At 71.9% G+C, this 12,703-nt stretch carries 10 protein-coding genes and 2 pseudogenes; 3 read left to right on the top strand and 9 right to left on the bottom strand.

The features are described from left to right. Positions 1 to 451 precede the first annotated feature (451 nt). The 5 genes from AEQ27_RS08255 to AEQ27_RS08235 form a co-directional block, all read right to left on the bottom strand. On the bottom strand, positions 452 to 1,468 hold the full coding sequence (locus AEQ27_RS08255; protein ID WP_054146215.1) for a YeiH family protein: 1,017 nt from the start codon (positions 1,466 to 1,468) through the stop codon (positions 452 to 454). Positions 1,469 to 1,477: 9 nt separating this feature from the next. Then, on the bottom strand, positions 1,478 to 2,248 hold the full coding sequence (locus AEQ27_RS08250) for a fumarylacetoacetate hydrolase family protein (RefSeq protein ID WP_054146214.1): 771 nt from the start codon (positions 2,246 to 2,248) through the stop codon (positions 1,478 to 1,480). Further along, complete coding sequence (locus AEQ27_RS08245) at positions 2,245 to 3,378, bottom strand: branched-chain amino acid aminotransferase (protein WP_054146213.1); 1,134 nt, start codon at positions 3,376 to 3,378, stop codon at positions 2,245 to 2,247. The genes AEQ27_RS08250 and AEQ27_RS08245 overlap by 4 nt, the downstream gene beginning before the upstream one ends. Before the next feature lie 8 nt (positions 3,379 to 3,386). Next, positions 3,387 to 4,472, bottom strand: coding sequence for a 3-isopropylmalate dehydrogenase (locus tag AEQ27_RS08240; protein ID WP_054146212.1), 1,086 nt, complete (start codon positions 4,470 to 4,472; stop codon positions 3,387 to 3,389). 116 nt (positions 4,473 to 4,588) lie between these two features. Beyond that, on the bottom strand, positions 4,589 to 6,127 hold the full coding sequence (locus tag AEQ27_RS08235; RefSeq protein ID WP_054146211.1) for an MFS transporter: 1,539 nt from the start codon (positions 6,125 to 6,127) through the stop codon (positions 4,589 to 4,591). A 151-nt stretch (positions 6,128 to 6,278) separates the two neighbouring features. Here AEQ27_RS08235 and AEQ27_RS16530 point away from each other — a divergent pair, with 151 nt between their 5' ends. Then, the gene (locus AEQ27_RS16530) at positions 6,279 to 6,845 is read left to right on the top strand and encodes a TetR/AcrR family transcriptional regulator (protein ID WP_082383357.1); all 567 of its coding nucleotides are present in this window, start codon (positions 6,279 to 6,281) and stop codon (positions 6,843 to 6,845) included. On the opposite strand, the pseudogene AEQ27_RS08230 reads toward AEQ27_RS16530, so the two are convergent. The 4 genes and pseudogenes from AEQ27_RS08230 to AEQ27_RS08210 all read right to left on the bottom strand — a co-directional run. Next, positions 6,734 to 7,960, bottom strand: a pseudogene (locus AEQ27_RS08230) (lactonase family protein); the annotation flags it as partial. The gene AEQ27_RS16530 and the pseudogene AEQ27_RS08230 overlap by 112 nt on opposite strands. A gap of 53 nt (positions 7,961 to 8,013) precedes the next feature. Beyond that, a pseudogene (locus AEQ27_RS17175) lies at positions 8,014 to 8,361 on the bottom strand (chorismate mutase); the annotation flags it as partial. 117 nt (positions 8,362 to 8,478) lie between these two features. Then, the gene (locus AEQ27_RS08215) at positions 8,479 to 8,904 is read right to left on the bottom strand and encodes an organic hydroperoxide resistance protein (RefSeq protein WP_054146207.1); all 426 of its coding nucleotides are present in this window, start codon (positions 8,902 to 8,904) and stop codon (positions 8,479 to 8,481) included. A gap of 64 nt (positions 8,905 to 8,968) precedes the next feature. Then, on the bottom strand, positions 8,969 to 10,255 hold the full coding sequence (locus AEQ27_RS08210; RefSeq protein ID WP_054146206.1) for an adenylosuccinate synthase: 1,287 nt from the start codon (positions 10,253 to 10,255) through the stop codon (positions 8,969 to 8,971). 166 nt (positions 10,256 to 10,421) lie between these two features. On the opposite strand from AEQ27_RS08210, the gene AEQ27_RS08205 reads away from it, so the two are divergent. Together AEQ27_RS08205 and AEQ27_RS08200 are read left to right on the top strand one after the other, a co-directional pair. Continuing rightward, positions 10,422 to 11,900 (top strand): xylulokinase, encoded by a 1,479-nt coding sequence (locus AEQ27_RS08205; RefSeq protein ID WP_054146205.1) that lies wholly within the window; start codon positions 10,422 to 10,424, stop codon positions 11,898 to 11,900. Positions 11,901 to 11,962: 62 nt separating this feature from the next. Next, positions 11,963 to 12,685 (top strand): metal-dependent transcriptional regulator, encoded by a 723-nt coding sequence (locus tag AEQ27_RS08200; RefSeq protein WP_054146204.1) that lies wholly within the window; start codon positions 11,963 to 11,965, stop codon positions 12,683 to 12,685. The last annotated feature ends 18 nt before the right edge of the window (positions 12,686 to 12,703 follow it).

Below are 12,703 nucleotides of genomic sequence, written 5' to 3'. Positions count from 1 at the left end.
CATCAATCTCAAAGAAACCTAAACACCACTCACAACCCCACCAAAGATGAGGCCACAAACAATGCCAGGGTATAATTTGGCATTTGACAATGTGCACGCTGTTGAGTTCTCAAGGACCAAACGCACCGGGGACCCAGCCTTGGAAGACCTTTGCCCTGGGCAGTTCTCTGATCTTTGTGCACTGACCGACGATGTCGAGATCGTGCCGAAGTCCCTTGCGGAACGAGCCGTAACTCTACATCACCTTGTTCAGTGTTCGCAACTCGCTTGGTCCGAGGCTGTGAAGCAACTCGAGGACTTGGAAGTTGGTCCCGCTTGAGGGCCGGAAGAGCTTCGCTCCGCCGCACCTTTGGGGTGACAAGTGATTACTTTAGACACGTCCTGCCCGCTCTGGCCAACCGTCCGTGCATCCCGGGCGTGTCGCGCTACACATCCGGGAGGTGCGAGCCCTTCAGCCGAAGGGCAGCACGAGCACGGCGCCCAGGGACACCGAGGCGATGACGATCCACGACGCCAGACCCACGAGCACGGCGCGACCACCGGTGCGGACGAGGCGCTCGAGTCGGATGCCCGACCCCAGGCCGACGAGCGCGAGCCCGAGCAGGACCGACTGGACCGTCCCCGCGATCGCGAGCGGCGCCTCCGGGGCGGGGACCACCGTGCGGACGACGACCGCGACGGCGAAACCGACGACGAACAAGGGCACGATCGGCGGTCGGGCACCGGCGCCGGCGCCCTGCCGACGGACGATAGTCGAAGTGATCGCCACGATGGGTGCGAGCATCAACACCCGCGTGAGCTTGACGATCACCGCGATCGCGAGGGCGGCGGCTCCGGCGGTCTGCGCCGTGGCGACGACCTGTCCCACGTCGTGCACGCTCGCCCCCACCCAGGCCCCGAACTCGAGGTCGGACAGACCGACCCACCCTCCGACCAGGGGCAGGACGGCGATCGCGAGCGTGCCGAAGAGCGTGACCAGGGCCACGGGGGTCGCCGCGTCCTTGCCGCGATCCCGGGTCACGGCGCTCATCGCGCCGATGGCCGACGCCCCGCAGATCGAGAAGCCGGCCGCGAGCAGGAGGGGCTGGTCACCGGGGAGACGGGCCCACCGGCCGAGCAGGTAGGGGACGCCGAAGGTCAGCGCGAGGATCGCGACCACCACGACGACCGTCACCCAGCCGAGGCCGGCGACGTCGATCAAGCTGAGCTGGAGGCCGAGCAGCACGACGCCGATGCGCAACAGTCGCTTGGAGGCGAGGGTGAGTCCGGGCTTCCAGTCGCCGTCGAGCACCGAACGGAGGGGCCGGACCTGCGCGACGGCGATGCCGACCAAGACGCACCAGGTCAGGACGGGGACCGCAGGCAGCACGGAGTGCAGGCCCCACGCCACCCCGTAGGCGGCCCCGGCGACGACGAGCCCCGGCACCGGACGCGCACGGGAGGGCGCGTCGACGGCGGCGGGGCTCACCGGACGGGCCTAGACCCGGTTCTTGGCCGGGTTGATCAGCGAGCCGAGGCCGGAGATCGCGACCTCGACGGTCTGGCCCGACGTGAACGGACCGATGCCGGCGGGCGTGCCGGTCAGGATGACGTCGCCGGGCAGCAGGGTGAACACGTCGGTGACGTACTCGATCAGCTCGGGGATCTTGTGGATCATCTGCATCGTCGACTCGCGCTGCATGACTTCTCCGTCGACCCGGGTCTCGATGGTGGCGTCAGCCCAGTCGAACTCGTTCTCGATGTACGGCCCGAGCGGCAGGAAGGTGTCGTAGCCCTTGGCACGGGTCCACTGACCGTCGGCGTTCTGGACGTCGCGGGCCGTGACGTCGTTGGCCACGGTGTAGCCGAAGACGACGTCTTGGTAGTCCTCGGCCTTGACGCGCTTGGCGATCGATCCGATGACGATGGCGAGCTCACCCTCGAAGTCGACCCGGCCGACGTCGGGCGGCAGCTGGATCGAGTCGCCGAAGCCGATGACCGTCGTGTTGGGCTTGAGGAACAAGACGGGCGCCTCGGGCGCGGACTGGCCGAGCTCGTCGGCGTGGTCCTGGTAGTTCAGGCCGACCCCCACGATCTTGGAGCGCGGGATCACCGGCGCGAGCAACTTGGCCTGACGCAGGGACACCCGCTCTCCGGTCGTCTCGTACCCGCTGTACATCGGGTCGCCGGCGAGGACGATGAGCTCGCGCTCGTCGACGATGCCGTAGCGGGGGTCTTCTCCGGGCGTGGCGAAACGGGCGATCTTCACGCGTCGAGCCTAGTCATCCAGCCGTGGACGTCGGGACGGCGGCCGTACTGGATGTCGGTCAGCTCTTCGCGCAGCGACATGGTCAGTTCGCCGCCGGACGCGGCGGGCGACCCGATGTGGATGCCCTCGCCCTTGAGCTCGGCGATGGGGACGACGACCGCGGCCGTGCCGCAGGCGAAGACCTCGACGATGTCACCGGACTCGACGCCGTCACGCCACTCGTCGATCGTCACGCGACGGCGTTCGACGCGGTGCCCCCGGGCCTCGGCCAACTCGAGGATCGAGTCGCGCGTGATGCCCTCGAGGATCGAGTCGCTGTCGGGCGTCACGAGGGTGCCGTCCTTCTTGACGAGCACCACGTTCATGCCGCCGAGTTCTTCGATGTAGTTGCTCTCGGACGAGTCGAGGAACAGCACCTGCTGGCAGCCGTTCTCGTAGGCCTCCTGCTGCGGCAGCAGCGACGACGCGTAGTTGCCGCCCGTCTTGGCCGCACCCGTTCCCCCCTTGCCGGCGCGGGCGTAGTTCGTGGTCAGCCAGATCGAGACGGGAGAGACGCCGCCGCTGAAGTAGGCGCCGGCCGGGCTCGCGATGACGTGGTACGACACCTCGTGCGCGGCCCGGACCCCCAGGAACGCCTCGGTGGCGATCATGAACGGTCGCAGGTAGAGGCTCGTCTCGGGGGCCGACGGCACCCACCCCAGATCGGCCCGCACGAGCTGGCGGACGGACTCGACAAAGTCGTCCGTGCTGAGCTCGGGCAGGGCCAGTCGGCGGGCCGAGCGCTGCAGGCGACGACCGTTGGCGTCCGGGCGGAACGACCAGACCGAGCCGTCGGCGTGCCGGTAGGCCTTCATGCCCTCGAAGATCTCTTGCGCGTAGTGCAGCACCGACGCCGACGGGTCGAGTTGGAGAGGGCCGTACGGGTGCACGGACGCCGCGTGCCAGCCGTCGGCGAGGGTCCACTCGATGGTCACCATGTGGTCGGTGAAGTGCTTGCCGAAGCCGGGGTCGCTGAGGATCGTCTCGCGTTCGGCGTCGTCGCGAGCCGTCTCGGACGGCGTCAGCTCGAACTGCAGCGGGAAGTCGGCCGAGTCGTCGGTCGGGGCGGAGACGTTGTCGGTGGTGGTCATGATGCCCTTCAGGCGGAGGCAGACGGGGACAGGGTGCGCACGCGGTCGGCGATCGCCGTGCCGATCTCGGCCGTGCGGCGGGCGGGGACGGACGCGTCGCGCGAGGCGCGGTCGGCGATGTCGGCGTCGACGGCACGGGTGACTCGGGCGGCCGCGTCGGACAGGCCGAGGTGGTCGAGCAGGAGCGCAACCGAGAGGATCGCCGCCGTCGGGTCGGCCTTCTGCTGACCGGCGATGTCGGGAGCCGAACCGTGCACGGGCTCGAACATGCTCGGGAAGGTGCCGTCGGGGTTGAGGTTGCCCGAGGCCGCGAGCCCGATGCCACCGCTGAGGGCGCCGGCGAGGTCGGGGAGGATGTCGCCGAACAGGTTGTCGGTGACGATGACGTCGAAGCGGGACGGGTCGACCACGAGGTGGATGGTGGCCGCGTCGACGTGCTGGTAGTCGACCGCCACGTCGGGGTACTCGGCGGCGACCGCGTCGACGGTGCGCTGCCAGAGGCTGCCCGAGAACACGAGCACGTTGGTCTTGTGCACGAGGGTCAGGCGACCCCGGCGACCACGGGCCTTCTCGAAGGCGAAGCGCACCACTCGCTCGACGCCGTGGGCCGTGTTGACGCTGACCTCGTTCGCGATCTCGTGCGGCGTGCCCTGCCGCAACGCGCCTCCGTTGCCGACGTAGGGGCCCTCGGTGCCCTCGCGGACGACGACGAAGTCGACCTCGCCGGGCGCCGAGAGCGGCGAGGCGACACCGGGGTACACCTTGGTCGGCCGCAGGTTGACGTAGTGGTCGAGGGCGAAGCGGAGCTTCAGCAGCAGGCCGCGCTCGATGATGCCCCCGGCCAACCGGGGGTCGCGGGGGTCGCCCCCCACCGCGCCCAACAGGATCGCGTCGTGTGACGCGACGGCCGACAGGTCGTCGTCGGTGAGGATGTCGCCCGTCTCGAGGTAGCGCCCCGCGCCCAGCGAGAACGTCGTGACCTCGAACGTCGCGTCGTCGCCCGCCGCGACCTCGAGCACCTTGAGCGCCTCGGCGACGACCTCGGGGCCGATGCCGTCTCCGGGGATGGCGGCGAGTCTGACGGTGCGCGGCATGGTTCTCCTGGCGTCTCGGGGGGCTCGCCACACTTTACCCGGGGGCAGGAGGGCCGCGCGGGCCGGGCGACCGGGTCGGTCCACCCGTGCCGAGGTGGCCCGGCACGACCCGGGCCTCAGTCGGCCGAGGAGGCGCGGCGCAGGGTCGTGAGGGCGACCACCGCCGCCGCGACCATCACCAGTGCCCCGACCCCGGCCGTGACGACGAGACCCTGGTCGAAGGCGTCGGTGGCGGCGTGCAGCAGGGGCCCGGCGAGCGAGTCGGGCAGCCCGTCGGAGACCGCCACCGCGCCTCCCAGAGTCTCCCGGGCGGCCTCGCCGGCCTCGGCGGGCACACCGGCGGGGACGACGAGCGCACCCCGGTAGATGGCGGTGAGCATGCTGCCGAGCACGGCGGTGCCGAGCACGGCACCGACCTCGTAGGCGGTCTCGGAGACCGCCGAGGCGGCCCCGGCCCGGTTCGCGGGCACGGCCGCGATGATCAGGTCGTTCGAGATCGTCTCGGCGGCACCGACGCCCAGACCGACGAAGGCGAAGGCCACGACGAACACGCCGACCGGAGCCCCGGCACCGGTGGCGAAGACCGCCGCGTAGGCGAGGGCGGCCGAGGCGAGGCCGATCGCGCCGATGGTGCGCGGGCGCAGCCACCGGACGACCCGGACGACGGCGAGGCCCGCCAGGATCATCGCCACGAGACCGGGCACCAGCGTCAGCGCGGCCTGCAACGGCCGCAACCCCACGACGAGTTGCAGGTGCTGGGTCGTGAAGAACAGGAAGGCCACGAGCGCCACGACGGCGAGCAGGTTGACCATCACGGAGCCGGCGAACACCGGGTTCGTGAACAGCCGCACGTCGAGCAGTGGACGCGGGCGGGCGAGCTGGCGCCGGACGAACAGCCAGCCCGAGCCCACGCCGACCACGGCCAGGGCGGCGACGGGCCAGACGAAGCCGTCGGTCGCGAGCAGCTTGATCGCCGCGACGACCGGAGCCATCGCCGCGAGCGACAGCAGCACCGAGAACGGGTCGGCGGGCCCGGGGGCGGGGTCGCGGCTCTCGGCCAGCAGCAGCGGTCCGGCGATCAGCAACGGCACGAGGACCGGCACCGCGACGAGGAACACCGAGCCCCAGGCGAAGTGCTCGAGCAGCACGCCGCCGACGATCGGCCCCAGGGCCGACCCGGCGGCGAAGCCCGAGGCCCAGACGGCGATGGCGAGCCGGCGTTGCTCGCGGTCGAGGAACGTGCTGCGCAGCAGGGAGAGGGTCGCCGGCATGATCATGGCGCCGAAGAAGCCCAGCACGGCCCGGGCCGTGATGAGCTGCTCGGCGCTCGTCGAGAACGCCGCGAGGACCGAGACGACCGCGAAGCCGCTCGCCCCGATGAACAGCAGCTTGCGGCGGCCGAACCGGTCACCCATCGACCCCATGGCCACGAGCAGGCCGGCGAGGACGAGTGAGTAGACGTCGACGATCCAGAGCTGCCCCGCCGCGCTCGGCTGCAGGGCGGTCGAGATCTCGGGCAGCGCGAAGCTCAGCACCGTGTTGTCGACCGAGACGAGCAGCACCGGCAGCATGAGCACGACCAGCGCGGCCCACTGTCGCCGCCCGGCACGGGGCGGGACGCCGGTGGAGGTCGTGGTGGTGGCGGGGCGGGTCATGGTGCTCTCTCGCGGTCGGTGGGTCGGTCGGTGGGTCGGTGGACGGCCTGTGGTGCAGGCACGGCCCGGCGGCGACCCGACGAGGGCAGGAGGCGCGAGCCCTGACCGTCCGGACGGTACAGTTACACCGTCCAGACGGTACAGTAACAGAATGAGTCCTCGACCGTCAGCCCGGGAATCGATGCTCGACACGTTCGAGACGCTCGTCGTCGACGACGGCGAACGCGCCGCGACCTTCGACGCCGCCGCCGCTGCCGCCGGCGTCTCGAAGGGCGGACTGCTCTACCACTTCCCCACCCGCGAGGCGCTGGTCGACGGCCTCGTCGACCGACTCACCGCACTGCTCGACGACGACGTCGCCGCGATGACCAGTGCGCCCGAGGGCGTCGTGGACTACTTCGTCCGCACGTCGTCACCCGCGACCATCCCCGCGGACGACCCGCTCCACCGCTGCATCACCGCCGTCTCGCACCTGCCGTCCAGCGGGCGCCACCCCCGCGCGCCCGGGGCCCTGACCGCCATGCAGTCGCGCTGGCACCAGGTCGTCCTCGACGCCGTCGGCGCCCCCGCGGTCGCCCGGGTCGTGTCCCTCGTGTCCGACGGGCTCTACTTCACGCCACGGCCGTTCTCGCCGGTGGACTCGGGCGGCGACCCGCGCCACGACACGTCGATCGACGACGTCATCGCCGTGCTGCAGCGGCTCGTGCCGCGCAGCTGACCCGCGCCCCCCGCGGTCCCGGCCGGCCGGACCCCGGGGAGCCGCCGAGACCACGGCGCGCGCGGAGGGGTCTCGGGGACGTGTCGGGGTCGCGGCGATCGGACGGCGACGATGCAGGCGGGGCTGCCGGGCGGGAAGAGGTCGACGGGAGCGCCGGGCAGACCCGTCGTCTCGTCGAGCGGCAGCACCGAGACGGTGTCGGAGCCCTGGTTGGCGCAGTAGAGCAGGCCGTCGGCGATGGCGAAGTGCCGTGGCCAGGCGCCGCCGCAGGGCACCTGCCCGACCAGGCGGAGCCGCGAGGACTCGGCACCGTCGGATGCGCCCTCGGCATCGACCGAGGTCTCGAGCACGCTGATCGTGTCGCGGCCGCGCGTGGCGACGTAGATCCGCGAGCCGTGCACGGCCAGGTGCGACGGGAGGGCGCCCTGCTCGTTCGGCTCGCCCTCGACGACCGCCACCGAGTACGGGATGACGAGTTCGTCACCCTGGCGGCGGACGACGTACAGACGGGCGTCGAGCTCGCCCACGACGAGCAGGTCGCCCCCGAGCCGGGCGAGGTGTCGCGGGCCCGATCCGGGAGGCATGGGGGGGACGGCGACGATCGACGGCTCGAGCGTGACGACGTCGACGGCGACCTCGATCAGCCGGTCGGTGCCGAGGTCGCTGACCAGGTGCGTGCCCCACGGCGTGGCGACGATCTGGTGGGCGTGCGGCCCGCCCTGGCGATCGGCGACCGGGCCGGAGCCCGACGGGAGCGCGACGGTCGCGGTCACGCGCGCGGGATCGGTGGCCTCGGAGCTCAGCACCCCGAAGGTGCCGCCGACGTAGTTCGCGACGAGCAGGGCGTTGGAGGCCGGGTCGTGCGCGATGTGGCAGGGCGAGGCGCCGCCGGACGGGGCGACGCCGGCCTCGACCAGGCGGCCCGCCGCGATCGTGTACGAGAGGACGCGACCCTCGTTCGTCTCGGCGACGGCGTGCAGTGCGCCCTCGGTGACGACCAGGAACGACGGGTCGTCGGCCTCGACGACCTGCCCGGCCTGCCAGCGCCCGTCGGCCCGCGACCGCTCGAGGACGGTGATGCCGACGCCGTGGCCACCGCTGACCGCGGTGTACGAGCCGACGTAGAGGCGCGTCGGGGGGGGCGGGTCGGGGTCGTTCCCGCGCGGCCCGCCGTCGGGTCGTCGCCCGCGGCGATGCGCTCGTGGTGGTGGATCACCTCGGCGACGATGAAGTTCAGGAAGGACTCGGCGAAGGCCGGGTCGAGACGGGCCTCTTCGGCCAGGCGACGCAGGCGCTGGATCTGCACGCGCTCACGCTCGGGGTCGCTCGCCGGCATGCCGGCCGCCGCCTTGAGCAGGCCGACGGACTGCGTGTACTTGAACCGCTCGGCGAGCATGTGGACGAGGGCGGCGTCGATGTTGTCGATGCTCTGGCGGATGCCCGCGAGCTCGTCGATCGCGCCCTGGTCGGCTGAGCTGAGGGGGCTGTCCGCCCCGAGAGGACTGTCGAGTGCCATGCACCGACCCTATCGGCGAGCCCGGCGACGGGACCAGCGACGGACCGCCACGCACGAAGGAGGCGCGTCCCGTTCTCGCGAGACGCGCCTCCTTCACGGCCGGGTCGGCCCGGGCGGTCAGTCGACCAGCGTGAGCGTGACCTCGACGTTGCCGCGCGTGGCGTTCGAGTACGGGCACACGTGGTGGGCCGCGTCGGCGAGCTCTTGACGACGCTCGGGCTCGACGTTCGGCGTGTAGATGTCGAGCTCGACGGCGAGGCCGAACCCGCCCTCGCCGTTGCCGCCGATGCCGACGCTCGCCGAGACCTCGGCGCCCTTCGTGTCGACGCCGAGCTTCTTGCCGGCGCCGTGCATGGCGCTGAGGAAGCAGGCGGCGAAGCCCGCGGCGAACAGCTGCTCGGGGTTGGTGCCCTCGCCGGAGCCGCCGAGTTCTTTGGGGGGCCGCGTGTCGAAGTCGAGCCGGTCGTCTTCGCTGCGGACGTGGCCGTCACGACCCCCACCGGTGGCGTGGGCGATGGCGGTGTAGGCGATGTCGAGTGTCATGAGGAGAAGACCATACCTAGATTCTGGGAGTTGGCTCGGTGGCGGGTGAGTGTGGTAGCGCGGCTCAGCCGAGCAGGTCGTGACGCTGCACGATGGCGTCGCGGCCCGGGCCGACGCCGATCGCCGAGATGCGGGCACCGCTCATCGCCTCGACGGCGAGCACGTAGTCCTGCGCGGCCTTCGGCAGGTCGTCGAAGCTGCGGGCACCGGTGATGTCTTCGGTCCAGCCGGGGAACTCTTCGTAGATCGGCGTCGCGTGGTGGAAGTCGCTCTGCGAGACGGGGACCTCGTCGTGGCGGACGCCGTCGACGTCGTAGGCCACGCACACGGGGATGGTCTCGAGACCGGTCAGCACGTCGAGCTTCGTCAGCACGAAGTCGGTGACGCCGTTGATGCGGGCCGTGTAGCGGGCGATGGGGGCGTCGTACCAGCCGCAGCGGCGCGGGCGGCCGGTGGTCGTGCCAAACTCGAAGCCGTTGGCCCTCAGGAACTCGCCCGAGGCGTCGAAGAGCTCGGTCGGGAACGGGCCGGCGCCGACGCGCGTCGTGTACGCCTTGACGATGCCGATGACCCGCTCGATGCGGCCGGGTCCGATGCCCGAGCCGGTCGAGGCGCCGCCCGCGGTCGCGGACGACGAGGTCACGAACGGGTAGGTGCCGTGGTCGACGTCGAGCATCGTCGCCTGGCCCGCCTCGAAGAGGACGGTCTTGCCGGCCTCGAGCGCCTGGTGGATCTCGAGCGCCGTGTCGGCGACCATCGGCTTGAGCCGCTCGGCGTACGACAGGAGCGACTCGACGACCTCGTCGACCTCGATCGCACGCCGGTTGTAGATCTTGACGAGCAGGTGGTTCTTCTGGTCGAGGGCCGCCTCGACCTTCTGCCGCAGGATGCCCTCGTCGAAGATGTCCTGCACGCGGATGCCGACGCGGTTGATCTTGTCGGCGTAGGTCGGGCCGATGCCGCGACCGGTCGTGCCGATCTGGCGCTTGCCGAGGAAGCGCTCGGTCACCTTGTCGAGGGTCCGGTGGTAGTGCGTGATGACGTGCGCGTTCGCGCTGACCCGCAGCCGGGAGACGTCGATGCCCCGCGCGATGAGCGCGTCGAGCTCGTCGAAGAGCACCTCGATGTCGACGACGACGCCGTTGCCGATGACGGGCGTGACACCCGGCGAGAGGATGCCCGAGGGCAGAAGGTGCAGCGCGTACTTCTGGTCGCCGATCACCACGGTGTGGCCGGCGTTGTTGCCGCCGTTGAACTTGACGACGTAGTCGATGCGGCTCGACAACAGGTCGGTGGCCTTGCCCTTGCCCTCGTCGCCCCACTGGGCTCCGATGATCACGACTGCTGGCATGGGTTTCTCCTCATGTCGGGGAACGCACCGGGTGAGGTGCACTTGAGTCTACCGACAGGCTCCTCCGGGCCGCCCGGAGGCCACCGGACCCGTCGAGGAGGCGCGGCGCGCGACCCGCGGTCGACCTCCGGTGGCCATTTGTGGTCACGTACGACAAACTGTGCCCATGAGTCTCGTCGCCGGGGTCGACTCATCGACCCAGAGTTGCAAAGTCGTCGTCCGTGATCTCTCGACGGGCGAACTCGTCCGGCAGGGGTCGGCAAGGCACCCCGAGGGCACCGAGGTGCCTCCGGCCGCCTGGTGGGAGGCGCTGCTCGCGGCGATCGCGGACGCCGGCGGCCTCGACGACGTCGCCGCCCTCTCGGTCGCGGGCCAGCAGCACGGGCTCGTCGCCCTCGACGCCGACGGGCGCGTCGTCCGGGACGCCCTGCTCTGGAACGACACCCGCAGCGCCCCGGCGGCCCGCGACCTGATCGACGAGCTCGGGGCCGACGAGTGGGCCCGACGCACGGGCTCCGTCCCCGTCGCGTCGTTCACCGCGACCAAGCTGCGCTGGCTGCGCGACGCCGAGCCCGAGAACGCGGCGCGGGTCGCCGCGGTGGCCCTGCCGCACGACTGGCTGACCTGGCGCCTCCTCGGTTTCGGCCCTGTCGACGAGAGCCCGCTCGGGCCCGACCTCGACGCCCTGGCCACCGACCGCTCCGCCGCCAGCGGCACCTCGTACTGGAGCCCCGCCGGCGAGGCGTACGACCTCGACCTGTTCGAGCACGCCTTCGGTCGCGGGGCACGCGCGGCCACCGGCTCCCCCGCGGGCGACGACGAGCGCATCGTGCTGCCGCGGGTGCTGCAGGCCGACCAGGCGGCCGGCACGACGGTCGCGGACGGCCCCGTGCCCGCCGGCATCGTGGTCGGGGCCGGCGCGGGCGACAACGCCGGCGCGGCCCTCGGCCTCGACGCCACGGTCGGCGACCTCGTCATCAGCATCGGCACCAGCGGCACGGCCTTCGCCGTCACCGACCGGCCCGTGACCGACCCCAGCGGCACGGTGGCCGGTTTCGCCGATGCCGCGGGCGGCTACCTGCCCCTCATCGCCACGTTGAACGCGGCCCGGGTGCTGTCGTCGATCGGCGGACTGCTCGGCGTCGACCACGACGAACTGGCCCGCCTGGCCCTCGCGGCCGAGCCGGGAGCCGGCGGCGTCACGCTCGTGCCCTACTTCGAGGGCGAGCGCACCCCCGACCTGCCCGACGCCACGGCCACGCTCTCGGGCCTGACCCTGGCGAGCTCGACCCGCGAGAACCTGGCCCGCGCCGCCGTCGAGGGCATGCTGTCGGCGCTGTCCGACGGTGCCGCCGCGGTCCGTCGTCAGGGCGTCGAGGCGACGCGGGTCCTGCTCATCGGCGGGGCGGCCCTGAACCCGGCCGTGCAGGACGTCGCACGGCAGGTGTTCGACCTGCCCGTGGTCGTGCCCGAGCCGGGCGAGTACGTCGCCGACGGGGCGGCACGGCAGGCGGGCTGGGCCCTGTCGGGGACGCGACCGACCTGGGCTCCGGCGACCAGCGCCTCCTTCGAGGCCGACCTGCGACCCGCCGTCGGCGAGCGCTACCGGGCCGCGCAGGGGCTGGGGTCGCTGCCGCGGCCGTGAGGCCGGTGGGGCGAGGCGCGGACGACACGGGAGGCGCGGGTGGCGCCGCCTAGGATCGGACCATGCCCAGCGACCCGGCCAGCACGCGCACGACCATGGCCGAGGACTACCTCAAGGTCATCTGGAAGGCCGAGGAGTGGGCCGAGGCCGGCAGCGACTCCGGCATCTCGACCAACGAGATCGCCGCCACGCTCGGCGTCAGCGCGTCGACCGTCTCGGGCAACCTGCGCAAGCTCGACCGCGACGGCTACCTCGACTACGAGCCCTACCGGCGCATCGCGCTGAGCGACCAGGGCCGGGCGATCGCCGTGTCGATGGTGCGTCGCCACCGCCTGATCGAGACGTACCTGGTCGAGCGTCTGGGCTACGGCTGGGACGAGGGGCACGACGAGGCCGGGGTGCGCGAGCACGCGGTCAGCGATCGGCTGCTCGACCGGTTCGACCTCGAGCTCGGGCCCCCCACGGCCGACCCGCGCGGCGACCCGATCCCCGCGGCCGACGGGACGGTCGTGCGGCCTCCCGCCCATCCGTTGGGCGACTTCGTCGAGGGCGAGTGCGGGTTCGTCGTCCGCGTCTCGGACGACGAACCCGAGCTGCTGCGGTACCTCAGCTCACTCGACCTGCGGGGCGGTGCGCACGTCCGCGTCGGCGAACGACGCGACTACGCCGGCTCGCTGCAGGTCGTGCTGACCGACGCACACGACCACGCGGTCGGCAGCGTCGAACTGGCCGGCGTCGCCGCGGCGTCGGTGTGGGCGAACTCCGAGCCGCACACGCACGCCTGAGGCGACGGGTCGGCGGGC

Origin of the sequence: Frigoribacterium sp. RIT-PI-h (assembly GCF_001297205.1) — a bacterium.
Taxonomy (GTDB): Bacteria; Actinomycetota; Actinomycetes; order Actinomycetales; family Microbacteriaceae; genus Frigoribacterium.
The sequence above is the reverse complement of the archived record's forward strand: the minus strand, read 5'-3'. Positions and strand labels throughout refer to the sequence as shown.